Source organism: Gluconobacter sp. DsW_058, from assembly GCF_002153615.1.
GTDB lineage: Bacteria > Pseudomonadota > Alphaproteobacteria > Acetobacterales > Acetobacteraceae > Gluconobacter > Gluconobacter cerinus.
In genome coordinates, this window is sequence record NZ_JOPH01000058.1 from 1 (window position 1) to 20688 (window position 20688).

Consider the following 20688-nt stretch of genomic DNA (forward strand, 5'->3'; position numbering starts at 1 on the left):
CCCGTAGCTCAACTGGATAGAGCACCAGACTACGAATCTGGGGGTTAGAGGTTCAAGTCCTTTCGGGTGCACCACACAACATCTTCACAAAAATCAGTGCTGCAGTGCTTTCAGAGCACGATAGACGTCTTCCCATTCGTACGGCTTGGGAAGAAACATCGCCTTGTTTGGCAAAGGTCGCTTTTCCTGAAGATAAGCACCTGACGTCAGTACAACGCCGATCTGCGGCCAGCGAGCTCCGACTGTCTCAGCCAGATCCAGTCCGTTGAGCCGTCCGGGCATATTCACATCCGAAAAGACGAGATCGACTGTCTCACCTTTGGAAAGAATATCCATCGCCTCATCGGCAGTAGCAGCAAGAATCGGGTTATAGCCGGCGTCTTCAAGCATATCCGCAGCCAGAAAGCGCAACAGGGCCTGGTCTTCGACAACCAGAACATTCTTGCGGTGCGTCAGATAGGCGTTGCTCGCATGCATGCCACGAGACTGCCCGACAGACGCCGTTCCTTTCCCTGCCATGACATACATAAAGTGCCCCTTTCCGGACCGAATAAAGAGTGGGGAACACCAAAGATGATGTTTCCCGATCCTTCAAACGCGTCATGCAGGCGATGTTTGCAGAATTATGAAAATTCTTCTGCCATCAACTAAGGAACAAGTGGGGCAGCCAACCCACCCGGCCCCACATCTGCCGCGACAGCAAGCCCGCCGATACCCCACGTTCCGTCAGGCTTTTGAAGCAGAAGCGGAGCGCCGCTCACTCCCTTTGTCGCCTCGCAATCGTGATGGACAAGACCACTGACTGTCACTCCGTTGATATGACAGTCCAGATCGCCGAAAGGCACTTCGTTTCGATCTTGCGAATACCCAACCAGCATTGCCCTTGCGCCATCCTGCACAGGAATCGCCGGGAGAAGATCCCGCGTCGCGATAACTGGTTCCGACAGCAACAGTGTTGCCCGATCACTGGCCCCGGTAGCGGATTCGTTTTTCGGGTCGTATCCGGGTGGGATAATGAATCGCACAACATGAGCATGTTGGCGGTATGAGCCCCGCGAGTATCCCATCAGCACATGAACGTCGCTTGGTCGTATATAAGTGTGCGTCTTCGGCAGCCAGAGACAGTGAGCTGCCGTCATGACCACATTGGGAGCTACGGCAAAACCCGTACATTTAACGCCGAGTTCAGTCTGTACACGCCCCAGAATTCGCCAGGGCGCCGCACGGACATCAATCAGTTCACGTCTGGCCCCGTCCCCGAGACCTGGCAGAGACGGAAGAGGCTGCGCACAGACCGTTCCTACCACCAGCAGTCCCAGAAAACAGGGCCAGTATTTCATTCCAGATTGTCCGGACCGAATGCGTCAGGCAGCAACTCCGCGAGGGTACGTGTCAGGAGCAAGGTTCCTGCGGGCGAAATCATGTGCACTTTCAGATCAGGCAGGCCGAATTCACGGAGTTTCTGCCGACAGCCACCGCATGGTGTGCAGGGTTGATCTCCCCCCCCCACAATCACGATTTCCTCAATGCGCCGGCCCCCGGCAAGAATCATGGCCGAAATGGCCCCGCCCTCAGCACAGGTTCCGAGCGGATAGGCTGCATTTTCGACATTGCAGCCTGAATGAACCACGCCCTCACAGCGCAGGGCTGCGCCAACCTGAAAGCGGGAGTATGGCGCATAGGCCCGGGATCGGGCTTCAAGAGCCCGGGAGATCAGTTCTTCCATCATAATTCAGACACTAGCGCCTGTGTGAACAGCTTGGAACATCCAAGCGTCCACGATACGGTAGGAAGATCATGAATGCTCTCTCTTCCGAACCCACGCTCAACGACCTTCTGACAAGCCGCCCTCCTCTGGAGGTCAATGCGCGCGATGGTCTTCTTTTTGAAGGCGTGCCTCTGCATGTCATCGCCGCCGTAGCAGGAACCCCCTGCTGGATCACGGGAGCAGGCACTCTGCGTCGCCGTGCAAACGCGCTCAAAGCTGCGTTTGAAGCCCGCAACTTGCCGGTGCATTTCCATTTCGCGATGAAATCACAGGATCATCAAGCCACACTGACGATCCTCCGCGAATGTGGCTATGGCGTGGACATCGTGAGCGGTGGAGAGATGACCCGCGCACTACATGCCGGGATCAAGCCGGATGGAATCGTCTTTTCAGGCGTCGGGAAATCGGACCTTGAACTTCGCGCCGCAGTAGAACACGGCATCCGACAGATCAATGTCGAGAGCGTGGAAGAGCTTTATCGCCTGAACGATATTGCACGGGCCTGTGGCAAGATTGCTCCGGCAGCACTCCGCGTGAACCCGGATGTCGACGCACAGACGCATGACAAGATCAGCACGGGCCGCGCAGGAGACAAGTTCGGGATCGAGCATCGCCGGGCAGTTGAACTGTACGCCGAAGCTGCTGCTTTGGAGCATGTGGAGCTTGTCGGCCTGGCGGTTCATCTTGGCAGTCAGATGCTGACGGCCGAGCCGTTCCGCCAGGGCTATTCCCGTCTGGCCGATATGGTTCGGGAAATTCGTGCTCTGGGGCATACCGTCAAAACAGTGGACTGTGGCGGCGGCCTAGGCATTCGCTATCAGGACGAAATCGCTCCGCCACCGGAAATGCTGGCCGGTGTCATTGCCGAAACACTTGGAGACCTTGGGGTAGAGCTCAGCATTGAGCCCGGCCGCTGGCTCTCTGCTCCGACAGGAATTCTGCTGTCCCGCGTAATCGAAACAAAAGCGGGCAATCCGGATTTCGTCGTGATCGACGCGGCAATGAACGATCTCGCCCGTCCTGCGCTTTATGATTCTTGGCACGGTATCCTGCCTGTCGCTCCGGCGGCATTCAACGATGCACTCAAGCCGTGGGACGTGGTGGGGCCAGTCTGTGAAAGCAGCGATATCTTTGCCAAGGACCGGGTTCTGCCCGCTTCCCTGAAGCGCGGAGATCTTGTCGTCCTTCTGGATACGGGAGCGTACGGATCCGTCATGAGTTCGACCTATAATTCCCGGCCGTTTGCTGCTCAGGTTCTGGTCGATAATGGCCGCTGGGAGATCATCCGCCAGCGACAGAGCGTAGAAGACCTGATCGCCGCAGAAACCGTTCCGGATTGGCTCCTGCCCGCCCATGGCTGATTCGTTTGCCGCAGCAGCTCGCCTAGCTTCCGTCCGTCGTCGCGCTCGACGCGTTCTGTGGTGGGAACACGCCTGGCCAGCTCTGCGCTGGTCTTTGCTTCTTGCGGCACTCTACCTGCTGGCTTGTCTGGCCCGCATTCCCCAGTCACTGCCTGACTGGTTACACGCTCTTTTCGAGCTCACAGTCTTAGGAACTGCCTTCTGGCTGGGCGTCAAAGGGCTGCGTGCTATCCCGCAGCCTACGGATGCTCAGGTTGATCGTCGGATTGAGCGCGACTCTCATCTGGCCTATCAGCCCCTCCTGACCTTGGCAGACCGCCCGGCCTACGCAGCGGATGGCGAACAAGGCGCCATCTGGACGCAGCACGTTCAGCGTGTGGTTTCTTCTCTGGGGCCGCTTAAGGTCAGCCTGCCAAAGCCAGACGTCACGAAGCAGGAAAAACTCGGGCTTGCCTCTATAGCCGCAGCCCTTGCCATTGCGGCCGTTCTGAGCGGATCACATTCCCAATCCCGCTTGCACGCTGGCCTTATGCCCGGTGTTGATGACGACAGTATTCCGCTCCCGTCCGTTCAGGCCTGGATCGACCGACCATCCTACGCTCCCGGCGCGCCAGTGTTTCTGTCGCAAACCCAGCAGGGCAATCCCATCCACGTTCCTCAGGGTGCCATTCTGAATGCGACCATCACAGGCACATCCGGGCGTCCGGTTCTTCGGGGGGCGACCTCCATCAGTCATGACCGTCTGGACGAACAGAGCTGGAGCGAAAAAGCGACGTTGCAGCAGACCGGCACCGTTACGCTAAAAGCCCGCGGCCGCACGCTTGGTTCATGGCGCGTGAACGTCGAGCCGGATCTGCCTCCAGTCGTAGCCTGGGACGGAAAACCTGCTCCTCAAAAAGATGACTGGCGCACCAGCCTTCCCTGGCATGTTCAGCAGACTTATGGCGTAGCCTCTCTGGAAGCGGAAATACGACTGCCTGACCTGCCCAAAGGCCGCGTCGTGCGTGTCCCTGTGCCACTGAATGGACATCCAAAAGATGCAAAAGGAGAGGCACACCCGGATCTTTCTTCGGACCCATTTGCCGGAATGGAAGTCGAAGGGCGCCTTCATGCCGTTAGTGTTTCCGGCCGGGAAAACCACAGCGCTTTTCTGCGCTTCCACCTAGGTTCCCGGAAGTTTTCGGACCCACTGGCACGAGCCATTGTTGCATTGCGTCGCCGGTTGATGCTGGGACAGGAACGCCCGCAGCAGGCAGCAGACGAACTGAAGCTCCTGACGCAGACAACGGATGTCCCCGCCCTTCTCGCCCCGCTTGGACTCGATATTGCTTCCCTGCAGTCCAATGCTCCCAAAGGAGCGGGGGAACAGGTGCCGGGGCAGCTTTGGGCACTGGCTCTGTATCTTGATGATCTCCGCCGGGACGGGCCGGAAATTGCGGATGCCGCAGCGGCCGTCCGTGCAGCACAGCAGAGTGTTCAGCAACAGCTCGATCACATGCAGTCTCTGGGAGATAAAGGCCATACTCTGGCTGAACAGGAAGAACTTCAGAAGCGCACGAAAGCTCTCAAGGACGCCCTTAACCACCGCATGCAGCTTCTTTTTCAGAAAGCAGCCCAGAGCGGCATCATGATGCCGCAATCCGGCACAAGCTCTGCTGATCCATGGTCGGATCAGATGCAGCGCCTTCAGAACGATGCATCGCAGGGGCATGGGGACGAAGCATTACGTAAACTCCAGCAGATGGAAGACATGGCCGAGCATATGCGTCAGGCCACGCCGGAAGATCTGAAAGCCCTCGCGGCTCAGATGAAGGCTCAGGAAGAGGCACGCGCGCAACGTGCCGCCCTTCATGATCTGGTTCATCGGGAAACGACCCTGCTGGATCATGCACAGGCCCGTTTATCTGCCGCCCGCAAGGCCGCTCTGCCGCCTGACCAGCAGGACGGCCATGAAGACATCAGCCAGATGTCTACAGCCGATTTGCTGCGCCAGCTTGGAATGCAGCCCCCGCCGAATATGGAACAGTCAGCATCTCCAAAACCGGCAGCGCCTGTTGATCCTGCGACAGTCGCAGCGCAGTCGCCTGAACGCCGCGCAGATCATGCCTTTCAGCGTGCATTGTCTCGGGTGGATGAAATTCTTGGCCGGCGGGTCAAAGACCTGACAGGCAAGCCGGCCACTGCGTTCGACAAGGCAAAAGCGGATATGCAAGATGCTCGCAAGGCCTTGGCAGACCGGAAGGATGATCAGGCGCTTACGGCAGAACAGAAGGCTCTCGCAGATCTGTCTGAGGCCGGAAAGCAGATGCGCCAAAGCCAGAAGTCCGGCGGGTCTGGTCAGGGTAAAGGCGGAAGCCTGAGTTTCATCCCCTCCATGGGCGGTGGTGGCTCCGGGCAACAGCAGCATGGCAAGGCTGGACAGCAGGGTGAAGGAGGCGATCAGCCTGACGCCGGGGATGATGACGACGGGGACGAAGACCGCAAGGATCAGGATCCACTGGGCCGCAAGCTCGGCGAAGGCCAGAGCGGCAAGGATTCGGACGCCCACATCCCTGATCGTAACGCCCGTGACAGGGCGCGAGACATCGAACGTGAGCTACGTCGTCGCGCTTCCGACAGAACCCGCCCTCAGGGTGAACTGGACTATCTGGAACGTCTTCTAAAGTCGTTTTGAGGCCACAAAAAAAAGGTGCTCAGGATTTTCTCCTGGGCACCTTTTTTATACCGAAAACAGATATGTCTCAGGGAACGCGATAAAACGGATTGGGGAGAAGGAAGCCCTTCTCTGCATGTCCGTCCGCAAGATCAGAAGGCTGATCTCCCAGGCTTGCAATGATCGTATACCCCTTGGCCTCGATGGCAGCGCGTGCTGGGGCCTTATAGTGCGCCGCATACCCATGAGATGTCATTGGGCGTAGATCCAGCCCGTCCCAATGCTTGATTCCAGCCAGATGAAGATTGCGTGCTGTCGCTTCACGCTCATCTTCATGACGGCCTGTGATGAAGAACACAGCGACATGATTCCGTTCGGCTTCATCAATCAGAGCCAGCGTGGAAGCGAACGCCGGAGCACGGCCGCTCTTTTCCCAGGCAATCGCCCCGCAAGGACCTTTCGGCAGCGCATCACAGGGACCATTGGCAATATAACCAAAGTTGTCCGCACGGATCTCGTCCCAATTGGAGAGTGTCGTCTCATCAATATCGAGAACAATAGCCGGCTTGCGAACCTGAGGCGCCCGCTCGGACACCCAGTGACGAGCCTGTGCGATCACCGTGTCAAAATCGTGCTGGTAATCACCACTATCGTGATACGCGCTGGCAGCCATGACAGCGTCACCAACGTTGGCAGGCTGCTCGGCGTAGGCCGCAAATGGCGTGAGAGCCGCACTGAAGAAAAGCCCGGTGGCGAGCAGAAAGGAACGGGTCATGGCGGGGCCACCTTTCGCGAAAAGAGAACAAGACCGACCCCGACGAGGGCCAGAGCCGTTCCGATAACGGAAACACCGGGATAACCCAACCCCATGGACAGGGCGACACCACCCAGAGCGGCCCCGATCGCATTGCCAAGATTGAAGGCGCCGATATTGACCGAGGATGCCAGGGCTGGTGCATCGTGAGCAGCCTGCATGACCCGCATCTGAAGAGCTGGCATCAAGGCAAATGTCGCCGCGCCCCAAACGAGTGTTGCGATCAGCGCACCTGGTACGGTTTGAGCCACCCAGGGGAAGAGCAGCATGACGGCACCCAGAATGGGGAAAAACATCAGCAGACTGCCATCCAAAGAGCGATCCGCGCTGCGGCCACCAATCGCATTTCCGATGGAGAATCCAACGCCCGTCAGCATCAGGGCAACCGTGATGACCAGTGGGCTGGCATGCGTGATGTGCTGAAGAATAGGCGTGATGTACGTGTAGAGCACGAACATGGCCCCTGCCCCGATGGCCGTTGTGGTCAAAGCGAGAAGAACATTTGCCCTCAACAGCGCCTTGAGTTCACTGGCAACGTCTGGAACAGGACCGGCCTCACGGGCTGGAAGAGCCAGTTGTACGGCAATCATGGTCAGAACGCCCAGAATGGCCGTCACACCAAAGGCCATATGCCAGCCGAAATTCATGCCAAGCCACGTGGCAGCCGGGACGCCGATAATGTTGGCGACCGTCAGCCCCATGAACATTGTTGCAACGGCACTCGCCCGGCGCTCCGGTGCAACAACGGCAGATGCTTCGACAGCGCCCAGCCCGAAGAACGCACCATGCGCCAGACTGGTCAGAACGCGCGAAGCGAACAGAAGCTCGTAGCTTCCTGCCACGGCAGAGAGGAGGTTCCCTGCAACGTAAAGCCCCATCAGAAGCGTTAGGGCAAATTTCCGACGAAGTCTTGCGAGAAGAAGAGTAATGAAAGGCGCGCCGACCATCACGCCCACAGCATAGGCCGTTACAAGTCCGCCCGCTTTCGGGACAGTAACCTGAAGGCCCTGTGCAATGACAGGCAGAAGACCCATCGGAGTGAATTCGGTGGTTCCGATGGCGAACGCGCCCACGGCCAGCGCCAATAAAGGCCAGTTCACGGGCAATCTCCGGGATTAACAAGTGTTCGAGGATGATCGAACCATGCCAGTCCCGGAGGCAGAGAACAAGATGGAGGGTTACATCATCCCGTTCATGTGCATGCCCGGCTTCATGCCGTCCATATGCATGCTCTTGTGTTTTGGATCATCAATCTTGCACTTGTGATCCTGAACTTCCTCACCGGACGCACGGTCCAGAGCATGAGCGACATCGTCGAGAATGACGAAGCCACCATGATGACCCGGTGTCACCACGATCGTATGATCGCCCATGTTCTCCGCACCGATCAGCCGGAAAGGCGACTGATCAAGGGTCTGCACCAGCTTGGCACGATACGGATGACCGTAAAGGGAGACCGGGGTCCAGTCCTCACCAATCATGTTCTTGTCAATTTCCCCACGGACATAGGGCGTCAGACAGTCAATATGAATGTGGAGCTGGTCCTGCGTCCGGCCATCACGGGAATTGATAGCCAGCGAAAGGTGATCGTCTGAAACGGGAAAACCATATCCCTCAGACACCCGGTGGCGTTCGGCCCAGGCTTCGGAGAAATAGTTTGGCGTGTCAGTCTGAAGCAGCGAAGGATCTTCGATGCCAGGCACTTTCCGCGTGGGGATGAGCAGATACTGACCATGCCCGGCCAGATCTTTCAGAAGAGCATAACCATCCTGCGGATCATACACCGCACACGGATGATGCTGGGCATCCTTCGCGCAACGGCTTCCAACAAGCTCCCACAACTTGTTACGGTCATGCCCGGGAACCTTGCCACAACCGACAAGGCCGGCACCAATCGTGAGGGCCGCACACAGTCCCAATGCAGCCTTAGTCCCGATCTTCATTCTCAAACTCATTCTTCCCTTACCTGAGCCTCAAGCTGCATGGCTGCGGCCAGTCGTTCAAAGCGTCGACGGACTGCACTTCCTGCTGCACGGACACTCCGTGCACCAAGGATCAGCACAAGCTGAGGTTCTTCCACCAGCAGGCGGCATTCTTCCAGCAACACTTCCGTTCCCGCGCACAGCGTATAGGCCAGACGTAGTGCCAGACCCAGCTTCACAGCACGATCAATTTCAGAGCGGGACAGAAGGCGGCGCGAGGGCTCAATCAGTGGAGAGTCCATCGCCACTTCATAACGGACGGCCAGGGTCAGGCCGATAAATGCACGGGCCGTGTGTTCGAACCCCACGCCGTGACAATGCATCACACGCTGATAGGTCTGTTCAGCACGATATTCCGGATGATCGTATGATCCGATATCCGAGAGGGTACAGGTCAGTTGACGCAGACGCTTCTGGGACGGTGTTTCACCCCGGAAAATCGGTGTCGTCCAATCCACGAGCGCCTTTGAGAGCGTTACGCTTCGCGCCAAACGATCCGCCATTTCCTCCGCCAGCGTCGTCATGGGGTCCTCCGCTGCCACAGAGGAGGCGACGTGCCGCATGTACCAGCCTTCCCGCAGGCCATCCACGCTGAACACCACTTTGGACGGACGAACACGTTCCATCAGGCACTTGAGAACGACCGCTGCGAAGGGTGCATCACCCAACCGCTTACGTGGGGCATTCGGCAGTTTTTCAAGAGTACGTTTTGAGGCGCCGATGACCCAATCCGACATCTCCCGTGCTTCACCCTCAGAAAGCGTGAAGAGATGGACAAGATTCAGAGGATACTGTGTCCGTGCAATCTGAAGACGTGCCAGAGCCCGGAACGCTCCTCCGACCAGATACAATGGGCGGCCACTCATACCCGGAAGCCAGTTGACCTCCTGAAGCATTTCAGAGGCAATCCGCTCCGCTTCCAGCAGAACACCCTTCGCCCGATCCTGAAGACGAATGACGCCCAGCTTGGTTGTCAGGGCTTCGTAATACTGTCCGTCAGCAACATGGATGAGCTCCAGTGAGCCGCCGCCGATATCCGCGACCAGACCATTGGCTTCCGGCAGCCCGCAGAGAACACCACGGGCCGCATAATCTGCTTCCTCAGTGCCTTCGAGCACACGAATGGCCACACCAGGCATTCTTGCACGGATGGCAGAAACGAAGTCAGGCCCGTTGGAGGCGTCACGCACAGCCGCCGTAGCCAGAACCTCGAAAGGTTCCGCTCCCATGGCCCGCGCGACGGTGTGGAACCGGCCCAACACGTCCATCGCCAGTGTAACGCCCTCGTCGTTCAGGCGACCCGTTGCATCCAGACCGCGCCCCAGCTTGAGTGTCACTTTCTCATTGAAGATGGGGAGCGGATTGCGCGCTACGCCTTCGAAGACCACGAGCCGAACGGAGTTGGACCCGAGATCGACAATGGCGGAGCGCTGTGCAGATGATGACATGAGGTTTCAGTCTTCCAGAATCCGGTCAGGCCGTTCGCGCGGGCGATGGGCCTCCGGAAGAGCTTTTTCCCGTGCGGCCGACCCACGGCCAGACAGGGAGGGATTGTTCATGAAGTACTCGTGTGCGGAGAACGGATGTGCACCAGGAGACACCCGATGCCAACGCCCGTCCTTGGAGAGCGTCCAGCTCTGAAGGTTGTCCTTGATATTCATGGTCATGATCTGGCCGAGAATCTGCGCGTGGACGGTTGGGTTGGTGATAGGCACCATTGCTTCTACCCGCCAATCCATGTTTCGCACCATCCAGTCCGCGGAAGAAATGAAAACTTTTGCCTTATGCGACGGCATCCGGTGACCATTTCCAAACGCAAAGACACGCGCATGCTCAAGAAAACGGCCGACAATGGACTTGATGTCGATGTTGTCAGACAGCCCAGGCACACCCGGGCGAAGGCAGCAGATGCCACGAATGATGCCGACGATCTTTACACCCGCCTGCGATGCTTCGTAGAGCAGGTCGATCAGTTCGGCATCGACCAGACTGTTCATTTTCAGCCAGATCCGGGCGGGACGGCCTGCCTTTGCATGAGCAATCTCGTCACGGATGAGCTGTTCAAGCGTGGAACGGATCGTCATGGGAGAGAAGGCTAACGCGTCCATTTTTTCCGGCGTGGCATAGCCGGTCATGTAATTGAACAGCCGAGCAGAGTCTGACGCCAGTTTTGGATCGCAGGTGAAGAACGACAGATCCGTGTAAATCCGGGCCGTAATGGGATGATAGTTCCCGGTGCCGAAGTGGGCATAAGACCGCAGTGTCCCGTTTTCACGACGCACCACAAGGCTCAGTTTCGCATGCGTTTTTAGATGCGCGAACCCGAAAACAACCTGTACGCCTGCCGCTTCCAGCGCACGCGAAAGACGAATATTGGCTTCCTCGTCGAACCGGGCACGCAGCTCAACCATGGCCGTGACGGATTTTCCAGCTTCCGCCGCCTCTATCAGAGCATGAACGATCGGACTATCGCGTGAGGTCCGATACAACGTCTGCTTAATGGCCAGCACATTCGGATCACGCGCAGCCTGCCGCAGGAACTGCACAACCACATCGAAGCTCTCGAACGGGTGGTGGACGACAATGTCCTTTGCCCGGATCGCTGCGAAGCAGTCTCCATCATAATCCAGAATGCGTTCCGGGAAACGTGGGCTGTACGGTGGGAAAACCAGATCCGGGCGGTCATCCACAATCAACTGCTTCAGATCTACAACGCCCACGAAATTGGGCATGACCACGACATCTTCGTCACCAACACCCAGCTCTTCACCCATTTCGCGCCCGAGCGTTTCAGGGAGCTTGTGATCAAGAGCCAGATGAATACCGACGCCACGACGGCGCTGCTTGAGCGCTGTTTCATAAGAACGAACGAGATCTTCCGCCTCGTCCTCAAACTCGACGTCCGTATCACGGATAATCCGCAGGACACCGGCCGCACCAATCATGAGACCGGGGAACAGGCGATCTGCAAACAGGCTGATCAGATCTTCAAGCAGGATGAAACGGATTTCACCCGTAGCATCCTTGCCTTCACCAACCCGGGACGGAAGGCGCAGGAAACGCGGCACCTGTGCGGGAAGCAGGATCAGCCCGTCCATAACATGCTTGCCCGACGCGGGGTCTTTAAGACGCATCACCAGCGCCAGCCCCATGTTAGGAATAAACGGCAGCGGATGAGACGGATCAACGGCCAGCGGCGTCAGAACCGGGAAAACACGCTCATCAAACAGGGCTGAGAGCTGTGCGAGATCCGTAGCGTCCAGACTTTCGGTCGACAGGATGGAAATACCGGCCTCTTTCAGCTCAACTTCAAGCTGATGCCAGACGCGCTGCTGCTCTGCGAGAAGGAACCGGGCTTTCTGACGCACAGCCGAAAGCTGCTGAACAGGCGTCGCTCCATCCGGGCTGCGCACAACCATGCCTTCACGGACCTGCCCTACCAGCCCCGCAACACGGACCGAGTAGAACTCATCAAGGTTACTGGCGCTGATAGAGAGAAAGCGGACACGCTCCAGAAGCGGATTGCGCGAACTTTCGGCTTCTTCAATGACGCGTTGATTAAAGTCGAGCCAGGAAAGCTCCCGGTTGATGAACCGCGCTGGGGATGTTGGCATGTCAGCATAGTCTTCAGTTGTCGGAACAACCATTCTGCGCCGCCGGGCCCGGGTTGCGGCTGGCGTCAGATTCCCCTCTCGCGGCTGGTTGCGCGAACGTCGACGGGGAGTTGGCTTATTATTTTCAGTCGTCACGATGGTCTCTTCCGGGAAGCTCGAACCAAAACCCGTTTAAGATCAAGGCTTGGGAGAAGTGTGTCAAACGTAGGTTTTATGTCATTCCTCTGACATATCAGGCATCAGAAGATCGGGAAGCATTTCTCGCGCAAGCGCCCGTGTAATTGCGGTTCCACGGGCGAGAGCCGCATCATCCAGTCGCTCAACCGCCGAAACCAAAGCATTTCCCGTGCGCGGCAGGTGACGCCAAAGCCATTCCGTAACGGACTGCGAAACCACGAGCTGACGATCCGCCAGAAGAGAAAGCAGCAACGTTGCCCGCAGATCATCTTCCGGCTCTCCCGTGGCTGTCGTTGCGGTCGCACGGAGCCGACTTCCCAGATCTGGGAGGGAGACATGGCTGCGTGACGGTGGAAGGCGCCCAACCATCAACACCCGGTCCCCCTGCGTCAGCGCGTCATTCAACAGATGGAGCATGGTTGCCTCATCGCCCGGCGAATCGGCATTATCAATCGCAAGGTTTCCCCTTACGCGAATGCGCCCTCCGGAAGAGGCGTGAGAAAACAGGCGCGCATTCAAAATGGTCGCATCGTGCTCCTGCGCCCAGACAGATAACAGATGGGTTTTTCCCGTGCCCGCTGGCCCCCAGAGCCACAACCGGCCATCAGGCCACACTTTGCGTGAAAGCCACGCGCGCACAGGCGCATTTGAAGGGCTCGTGATGAAGCGTTCAGCTGTCATCGCGGTCGGACGACGCAGAGGAAAGGCCATCTGAGGTCCGGCATCGCTTATGGCGTGCCCTTCCTGTCCGTCCTGTTTTGTCATCCCTCATCCCTTTTCATGCCGTTACGCCTTCAATTCAAGCGTTCCGCCCGCGTGCAGGATGCTCTAGAACGGCGTCACGTCAACCAGCGGGAAGCTTCATCATGACCGATCAGCCCGACACCTCACAGGGCGCCAGCTATGCACAGGCTGGTGTAGACATTGCAGCAGGCGATGCCCTGGTCGATGCCATCAAGCCCGCAGCCAAAGCCACGAACCGTCCTGGCACTATGGGCGGACTGGGCGGCTTCGGTGCCCTGTTTGATCTGAAGGCTGCCGGTTTCACCGATCCGGTCCTTGTCAGTTGCACAGACGGCGTGGGCACGAAACTCATGGTCGCGATCGAAGCCGGAAAGCATGATGAGGTCGGAATTGACCTCGTGGCCATGTGCGTAAACGATCTGGTCGTTCAAGGCGCAACCCCGCTGTTCTTCCTGGACTATCTGGCAACCGGCAAACTCTCCATTGAAGATGCCTCAACGGTCGTGAAGGGCATCGCCCATGCCTGCGCAGAGTCCGGCTGTGCGTTGGTCGGTGGCGAAACTGCAGAAATGCCGGGCATGTATGCACCGGGACATTATGATCTCGCTGGCTTCAGTGTCGGCGCGGCAGAACGCGGCGCTCTCCTTCCCGCAGGCATCCGCGAAGGCGACGCACTGATCGGAATGCCTTCCTCAGGCGTTCACTCGAATGGCTTTTCTCTGGTTCGTGAAGTTGTCCGCCGTTCAGGCCTCGGCTGGAACGATCCGGCTCCCTTCTCTGAAGGGCATACACTCGCCGAAGCCTTGCTGACACCAACGAAGCTCTATGTTCGCAGCGTGCTGGATCTGCACGCCAAGGGCCTGCTCCATGGCTGCGCGCACATTACCGGCGGCGGCCTGCCGGGCAATCTGCCGCGCGTCCTTCCGGAAGGCCTGGGGGTTCGCATTGACGGTTCGTCGTGGGTCGTCCCATCCGTATTCCGCTGGATGGCAGAAACCGGAAATGTTTCAGCTGATGAAATGCTTCGTGTGTTCAACTGTGGCATTGGCATGGTTCTCGTCACCCCCGAGCCAGAGCGCGTTCTGGCTGAACTGGAAGTCCGCGGAGAAAGCGCTTTCCAGATCGGTGAAGTTGTCCGTTCCGACGAGGCTTATGCCCTGACCGCACCGGTCTCCTTCGCATGATGCAGAAGACGCCCATCGCTGTGCTTATCAGCGGGCGTGGCAGCAACATGCGTGCACTGATCGAGGCCTGTGAAAGGCCGGATTTTCCGGCTCGGATCGTACTCGTGCTCAGTAACAAGCCGGATGCGGCTGGTCTGGAGGTCGCCCGCGCGGCCGGTCTTCAGACGGCGGCCATTGACCACAAGGCGTTCGGGAAAGACCGTAAAGCTCACGAACGCAAGGTGGACGCTGCCATCCGCGCTTCCGGAGCCCAACTCGTCTGCCTTGCCGGATATATGCGTGTCCTGACGCCTTATCTCGTCAACGCCTGGGATGGCCGGATGCTCAACATCCACCCGAGCCTCTTGCCCGCATTTCCGGGCCTGCACACGCATGAGGCTGCCATTGCTGCCGGCGCAACCGAACACGGTTGTACTGTCCACCTTGTGACTGCGGGCGTGGATGAAGGGCCTATTCTTGGGCAAGCGCGTGTGCCGGTTCTGGAAAGTGACACACCCGATGCACTTGCTGCACGCGTACTGGAACAGGAACACGCCCTGTATCCTTTGGTTCTTCAGAACTACATCAACAGACAGTAATCTGGCGGCGGGATGACCGGGAGTTTCTCCTTTCATTCCGCTCCTCATTTTATCTGGGCACTGTGTAGTAAAGACACCTCTCAGTTAAATGCCCTGCCGATAATGACCGCAAAAACGCTCAGCACTTCCAAAACTCAGTTTTATAATTTGCGGATTGCCTTACTCTGAGTGGGTGCATATGAGCCCGGATGGCAGTCGGTCACGTGCCCCAACAAGGAAATAAGCACTGATATGAAGTCCGTTTCGTCATTTTTTGCGTTCTGCAAAACAAACCTGCGGCTTGTTGAACTCGCTTATCTTCTCGCTATTGCTGTTATCGGCGTTTTTCTTGTGTACCGCGTCACGCCTGTTAGCGGCGTAGATGAAGAATTCCATTTTTACCGCGCGCAACAGATCGCTCAGGGAAATCTTCTGGCACAGCGTTATTCGGGGCACATGTTCGGAGGTGGGCTCGACACCAGTATGCTGACCTGGGTGCGCTATTTCAATGCAAACCGCGACCAGCATAAGCCATCTGACAGCAATGTCGCTGCGCAGATCGCAAAGGATCTGGAGAACTCAAAAAGAGATCGGGAAGTCGTTCATTTCCCTTCGACCGCTTCATATTCCCCACTGATGTATATTCCCTCAGCCACCGCCATGATAATCGCCAATGCCGGACATGGCGGCGTGGATACAAGATATTACGCTGGTCGTTTAGGAAACCTGTTTGGATACATCGGGATGCTCGCACTCGTCCTTGCGGTGCTGCCCGTAGGGCGACTGGCCGTCCTTGCCCTGATGACCACGCCAACAAGCCTCCATCTGGCGACAACATATAGCGCCGATCCTGTCACCAATCTGGGATCAATGCTGTTCCTCGCCTGCTGCCTACGGGCCCGGGTGGCCCCTCCCGAAGACCGGAAAATCTGGATACGGCTGATTATCGCTTTGGCCGCTCCGTTGGGGCTTTTCAAACTAACTTGCAGCTTTCTAAGTCTCGGCTGCTTTCTGGTGCCGACGAATTCTTTCCCGACCCAGAGAAAATATGTCCAGTTCTGTATGCCGGTCGTCGGATTGAGCCTTGTCTCCGCCGTTGTCTGGAACGGAATTTACCCATTCACGCCTGCGCATTACTGGAATACGGGAGGAGATCCTAAAGTCCAGATCCTGACCATGCTGGAGCACCCATGGTCTTTTGTGCGGGAAATCGCTGAAACTTACCGTGTTGGCTCGCACTGGTGGTGGGAGGACGCATGGGGACGTTTTGGCGGCGGTCCAGTACCACTTTTCTTCAAGATTGGCGAAGGCACTGGGTATATAGCTATAGCTCTGATTGTTCTAATGGCTCTCGCTGACAAACGGCCCATTGCTAGTCCACGATCCGGAGCAATCCTGATTGCGCTTGGTGCGCTTTATTCTCTCTTAACTCTTCTGGCGTTCTACGTTGGCTTCTCTCACCTTGGAGAGGACACTGTCAGCGGCCTGCAGGGACGTTATTTTTATATAAGCTGCGCTGCTATTCTAAGTGGCGTTCTGTTGTTCCTGCCACGCCAGAACAAGACGTATCAAACGGTCTATGCGGGCCTTTTAGGCGCCTATTTCGTTTGTGTTGCACATGTCTGCATTGAAGCAACCGGCATTTATGCGCGTCTTTGGAATTAACGCATAGAAATCCAAGGGGTCGGCTACTTCTTTCACGAAAACCACCCTCTCACTATTAAATGGTCACGGCAATTACCAATACCGCGCCAGTATCGTCTGAACGATAGCGCCAAATCCTACCCATAACCCCACCGTAAGAAGCGCAATTTCTACGGCTTTTTCTTTAGCAACAGACATAAAATGGGGTGTTGATGCGAAAGGAAAGATCAGCACTGAGAAAATGGCCGAGGGGATATAATATCTCCCCTGAAGACCGCCAATATAACTGTCACCGACGGGGGTCCAGATAAGATAGAGAGAAAGGCTGACAGCGCTGACAGTCCCAATGGACACACAAAATATGAGCGCCTTTCTCACTAGCTCGTCTCTTCCAATTTTTCTTGTAAGGTACAGGCAAGAGAAAATACCTACGAGAATGAAAAACATGACTTCGAACTGGTAAAACCAGTCTGGAAGTCGTGCATCAAGCCACCCAAGAACACCGACAAACTGGCCCATCAAGGAAGAAGCAGAAACCCTGAATGTGTGCAGAAGTACTGTGATTGTTTTGAACGGGTGAGAAAGAACGAAATGTAGCTGACGCGCCGCATCAACGCCATCTGCTGAGCGAAAAGGGATCTTCGTTGAGTGAACACCCATAACCGACCATGCCAGAGCATCAAGTGCGGCAAACACACATGCACCCGCAGCCGAGCGCCAGGCCGCCCATGGAGCAATGATCAGCGGTAGAAACGCGATAAGAATATAAGGCGGCTTGGATGCAATAATGCATCCCATCAGAAGCGCAAGTGTCGGCCAGAACCATCTGTTCTTGCAGAAATCATCATTTAATCGCGTCATGAGAGCCGTACAGACTGCACACGCTGCGATCAAAGGCCCATCCTGAGAGCAGGACGCGAACAGTGACAGCGACATCGGCATTGAGAGAAATGCTGCAATAATCAGTCGTCCCTGACGGACAATCGCAAGGGCGAACATTCCGGAAAGTACGCAAAAGACGGCGTTGGACATGCGCGCCAGATAAAAAGACTTTAAAATATCTTCATGAAGTCTTTTGCCGACTTCAATCCCCACCACTGATGGAAAATAAAAGATCGGAGAATAGATCACCGTGTTTGGAAAGCCTGCTTCCCGCTTCGGACTTTTCCAGCTTAATGGTGCGCTGCCGAAGATACGGTTCCAGTCTACTTTCCGTTCGTATCGACCTTTGAGATCATCATATCTGTAAGCGAATACAACGCTGTCTTCAGGAATGACACCACCGCTATCAGAGGCGCTGAAACGATGGCCGATCAACTGTCCCTGAGAGATCTGTATGGCTCTCTGAAAATGATTTGGCTCATCGGCGACCTGTAATGGCGGCGTCGCAATCACCAGAAACATCAGGCAGGCAGAGACCAGAAGTCCCCAGACGATAGCCAGCGGATATTTGTAAAGGAAAGAAGTTGTAGCGTCGTTGCCCACAGATCGAACCATGCCTCTCTTCCATCATCATGCCGCAGAGTGGGCCTGGATGACAGCGGAACCGGGAACGTGTGAAGGCTGACCAGTCGGGGCGTTCAGATACCGTCCCAAATCATTGGAAATGGAGAGCCACAGAACCTGCGGCTCTCCATTGGCAGAACCCAGACCTTACGGCAGGATTTCTGTCTCAGCGAAGAAGAAAGCGATCTCGTTCTTCGCGTTCTCAAGGCTGTCAGAACCGTGCACGGAGTTTGCTTCGATGCTTTCAGCATAAAGCTTACGCACGGTGCCCTCAGCTGCATCAGCCGGGTTCGTTGCGCCCATGACTTCACGGTGCTTTGCAACAGCGTTCTCAGCCTGCAGAACCTGCACGACAACCGGCTCAGCGAGCATGGAGGACACGAGGCTGCCGTAGAACGGACGCTCCTTGTGAACTGCGTAGAAAGCGCCAGCCTGCTTCTCGGTCAGCTGGATGCGCTTCTGAGCAACGATGCGCAGACCGGCTTCCTCGAACACGGCATTGATCTTGCCGGTCAGGTTACGCTTCGTGGCGTCGGGCTTGATGATTGAAAGCGTGCGCTCGAGAGCCATCTTTCTTCTCCTGTTGGACAAAGGGGTAAATCCCGCCGTTCCACTAGAGCAAATTCGTAGTTCCTGATAGGTCTGTCGCGGTTTTTTCACTCTTCCCGACTGATCGAGGCGCCCGTGAGCCTGCTCACCATCACTGACCTGACTCTCCGCATCGCCGGCCGTACCCTGCTGGATGGCGCATCGCTGACAGTCGACCCCGGTCGGAAAATTGGCCTCATCGGAAAAAATGGGGCTGGAAAATCAACGCTTCTTGGCGCGATTGCAGGGGATATTGCCCCGGATGGGGGCACCATCACGCTTGCAAATCGGGCCACAATGGGCCGCGTGAAGCAGGAAACACCATCTGGTGACACCTCGCTGATCGACACGGTGCTGGAAGGCGACATCGAGCGCGCGGCCCTCCTTGCCGAAGCCGAGACTGCCACGGACCCTGCCCGTATCGCAGATGTACATGAGCGCCTGATTGCCATTGACGCCTACACGGCGCCCGCCCGTGCAGGCGCCATCCTGTCGGGGCTGGGCTTCGATCAAGACGCGCAGCTTCGCTCGGTCTCGGACTTCTCCGGCGGCTGGAGAATGCGTGTCTCGCTGGCGACGGCCCTCTTCCTCAGCCCCGATCTCCTTCTGCTGGATGAGCCCACCAACCATCTTGATATCGAAGCCACCCTCTGGCTCGAATCCTGGCTCGCAAAATTCCCTGGTGCGGCTCTGATCGTCAGTCATGACCGATCACTTCTCGACAATACAGTCGATGCCATTGCTCATCTGGATCATCAGAAACTCAGCCTGACGCCCGGCGGCTACGACAACTTCGTGCGCATCCGGACAGAGCAGGCCCTTCAGCAAAATCGTATGGCTGAGCGCATTGCGACACAGCGTGCGCATATGCAGTCCTTCGTCGATCGTTTCCGCGCAAAGGCCACGAAAGCCAAGCAGGCTCAGGCCCGCCTGAAAGCGCTTGAGCGCCTTCCGCAGATTGACAGCGTGGTGGAAGATACGCCGACGCGCTTTTCATTCCCGGAACCGCAGCCCCTTCCCCCACCGATGATCACCCTCGATAACGTCAGCCTTGGATATGACGGACGGGTGGTTCTCAAAGGTCTGAACCAGCGGCTCGATATGGAAGACCGAATCGCGCTTCTGGGCCAGAACGGGCGCGGCAAGTCCACATTCGCCAAGCTACTGGCCGGACGTCTCGATCCCATGGCGGGAACTTACAATCACTCGCCAAAGCTCAAAATCGGCTATTTCGCGCAGCATCAGGCTGACGAACTTGTCCTGTCTGAAACACCGATCGATCACATGGCCCGCGCCATGCCTGACGCGACGCCGGTTGCCGTACGCTCACAGCTCGCGCGCTTCGGACTTGATGTTAATCGTGCTGAAACCCGTGTTTCAGAATTGTCCGGTGGGGAAAAAGCACGCCTTCTTCTTGCGCTCTCCACTCGTGACGCCCCGCATCTTCTCATCCTCGATGAGCCAACCAACCATCTTGATCTTGACGCACGCGATGCCCTGATCCGTGCCCTTTCCGAATTTGAGGGCGCGGTAATCCTCATCAGCCATGACAGCCATCTGGTGGAATCCGTGGCGGATCGGTTCTGGCTGGTTGAAGACGGAACCATTGCGCCGTTTGACGGCGACATGGCGGAATACAAGGCATGGCTGGTCGAACGTGCTCGCAAGGCCAGAGCGGAAAATACGGAGCGGAACAAAAACGCCAATCGCCCGGCCTCACAGGAGGCGTCTCAGGCGACAGCTCCCCAGAAGAAAATTGACCGCAAGGAGCTCACACGAGCGCTGGCCCCGCTCCGCCGAAAAATTCGTGATGCTGAAGCGAAGCTGGCTCAGATCAATCGGGAAAAAGAGAAAATTGAGACTAAGCTTGCCGATCCGGAGCTCTATCAGTCAGGGAATCCCGGTGAAATCGCGTCGCTGAATGCTCATCTTTCTGCTCTGAACGCGACACAGGAGAAAACAGAAGAGCTCTGGCTCGAAGCACAGGCGGAACTTGAAGATGCTTCAGCCTAACCAAAGCCGAACTTAACTGTAGCATGTGTACTCTCACGGATGTCAGCACTCCGTGAGAGTATCGTTAGATCACCTCAGCCAAT

17 protein-coding genes are annotated in these 20688 nt (G+C 56.9%); 6 read left to right on the forward strand and 11 right to left on the reverse strand.

Annotated features, from left to right (window positions below; genetic code table 11):
* Positions 1 to 93 precede the first annotated feature (93 nt).
* From HK24_RS10940 to HK24_RS10950, 3 genes are all read right to left on the reverse strand, one after another.
* On the reverse strand, positions 94 to 519 hold the full coding sequence (locus HK24_RS10940; protein WP_233126240.1) for a response regulator: 426 nt from the start codon (positions 517 to 519) through the stop codon (positions 94 to 96).
* Positions 520 to 647: 128 nt separating this feature from the next.
* Positions 648 to 1340 carry a serine protease gene (locus HK24_RS10945; RefSeq protein ID WP_086634502.1) on the reverse strand — a complete coding sequence of 231 codons (693 nt, stop codon included), beginning with the start codon at positions 1338 to 1340 and terminating at the stop codon, positions 648 to 650.
* Positions 1337 to 1729: a cytidine deaminase gene (locus HK24_RS10950; RefSeq protein WP_046899618.1), complete on the reverse strand. Its 393-nt coding sequence runs from the start codon at positions 1727 to 1729 to the stop codon at positions 1337 to 1339. Before HK24_RS10950 ends, HK24_RS10945 begins: the two co-directional genes overlap by 4 nt.
* A gap of 68 nt (positions 1730 to 1797) precedes the next feature.
* Between HK24_RS10950 and lysA the strand changes: the two genes are divergently transcribed.
* Both lysA and HK24_RS10960 read left to right on the forward strand, forming a co-directional pair.
* A complete protein-coding gene (lysA, locus tag HK24_RS10955; protein WP_086634503.1) occupies positions 1798 to 3129 on the forward strand; it encodes a diaminopimelate decarboxylase in 1332 nt (443 codons plus the stop codon).
* Positions 3122 to 5803 carry a DUF4175 domain-containing protein gene (locus tag HK24_RS10960; RefSeq protein WP_086634504.1) on the forward strand — a complete coding sequence of 894 codons (2682 nt, stop codon included), beginning with the start codon at positions 3122 to 3124 and terminating at the stop codon, positions 5801 to 5803. Before lysA ends, HK24_RS10960 begins: the two co-directional genes overlap by 8 nt.
* Positions 5804 to 5870: 67 nt before the next feature.
* On the opposite strand, the gene HK24_RS10965 is transcribed toward HK24_RS10960, so the two are convergent.
* The 6 genes from HK24_RS10965 to HK24_RS10990 form a co-directional block, all read right to left on the reverse strand.
* Positions 5871 to 6557, reverse strand: a complete 687-nt coding sequence (locus HK24_RS10965) for an HAD family acid phosphatase (RefSeq protein WP_086634505.1) — start codon at positions 6555 to 6557, stop codon at positions 5871 to 5873.
* Positions 6554 to 7696 carry an MFS transporter gene (locus HK24_RS10970; RefSeq protein WP_046899622.1) on the reverse strand — a complete coding sequence of 381 codons (1143 nt, stop codon included), beginning with the start codon at positions 7694 to 7696 and terminating at the stop codon, positions 6554 to 6556. Before HK24_RS10970 ends, HK24_RS10965 begins: the two co-directional genes overlap by 4 nt.
* Before the next feature lie 78 nt (positions 7697 to 7774).
* Positions 7775 to 8539, reverse strand: a complete 765-nt coding sequence (locus HK24_RS10975) for a CDP-diacylglycerol diphosphatase (RefSeq protein ID WP_086634506.1) — start codon at positions 8537 to 8539, stop codon at positions 7775 to 7777.
* An 8-nt stretch (positions 8540 to 8547) separates the two neighbouring features.
* A complete protein-coding gene (locus HK24_RS10980) occupies positions 8548 to 10026 on the reverse strand; it encodes a Ppx/GppA family phosphatase (RefSeq protein ID WP_086634507.1) in 1479 nt (492 codons plus the stop codon).
* 6 nt (positions 10027 to 10032) lie between these two features.
* Positions 10033 to 12225, reverse strand: a complete 2193-nt coding sequence (locus HK24_RS10985) for an RNA degradosome polyphosphate kinase (protein ID WP_086634508.1) — start codon at positions 12223 to 12225, stop codon at positions 10033 to 10035.
* Between the two features lie 183 nt (positions 12226 to 12408).
* Positions 12409 to 13134: an HdaA/DnaA family protein gene (locus tag HK24_RS10990; protein WP_086634509.1), complete on the reverse strand. Its 726-nt coding sequence runs from the start codon at positions 13132 to 13134 to the stop codon at positions 12409 to 12411.
* 101 nt (positions 13135 to 13235) lie between these two features.
* Here HK24_RS10990 and purM point away from each other — a divergent pair, with 101 nt between their 5' ends.
* The 3 genes from purM (at position 13236) to HK24_RS11005 (ending at position 16519) form a co-directional block, all read left to right on the forward strand.
* Positions 13236 to 14297, forward strand: a complete 1062-nt coding sequence (gene purM / locus HK24_RS10995; RefSeq protein ID WP_086634510.1) for a phosphoribosylformylglycinamidine cyclo-ligase — start codon at positions 13236 to 13238, stop codon at positions 14295 to 14297.
* The gene (gene purN / locus HK24_RS11000) at positions 14294 to 14875 is read left to right on the forward strand and encodes a phosphoribosylglycinamide formyltransferase (protein WP_086634511.1); all 582 of its coding nucleotides are present in this window, start codon (positions 14294 to 14296) and stop codon (positions 14873 to 14875) included. The genes purM and purN overlap by 4 nt, the downstream gene beginning before the upstream one ends.
* A 231-nt stretch (positions 14876 to 15106) precedes the next feature.
* Entirely contained in the window at positions 15107 to 16519 is a 1413-nt protein-coding gene (locus HK24_RS11005) for a DUF2142 domain-containing protein (protein ID WP_086634512.1), read from the forward strand.
* Positions 16520 to 16591: 72 nt separating this feature from the next.
* Here HK24_RS11005 and HK24_RS11010 read toward each other — a convergent pair whose 3' ends face one another.
* Both HK24_RS11010 and ndk read right to left on the reverse strand, forming a co-directional pair.
* Positions 16592 to 17995, reverse strand: coding sequence for a DUF2142 domain-containing protein (locus tag HK24_RS11010; RefSeq protein ID WP_086634513.1), 1404 nt, complete (start codon positions 17993 to 17995; stop codon positions 16592 to 16594).
* 156 nt (positions 17996 to 18151) lie between these two features.
* Positions 18152 to 18574: a nucleoside-diphosphate kinase gene (gene ndk / locus HK24_RS11015; RefSeq protein ID WP_046899630.1), complete on the reverse strand. Its 423-nt coding sequence runs from the start codon at positions 18572 to 18574 to the stop codon at positions 18152 to 18154.
* 114 nt (positions 18575 to 18688) lie between these two features.
* On the opposite strand from ndk, the gene HK24_RS11020 reads away from it, so the two are divergent.
* Positions 18689 to 20605 carry an ABC-F family ATP-binding cassette domain-containing protein gene (locus tag HK24_RS11020; protein WP_086634514.1) on the forward strand — a complete coding sequence of 639 codons (1917 nt, stop codon included), beginning with the start codon at positions 18689 to 18691 and terminating at the stop codon, positions 20603 to 20605.
* Positions 20606 to 20688 lie beyond the last annotated feature (83 nt).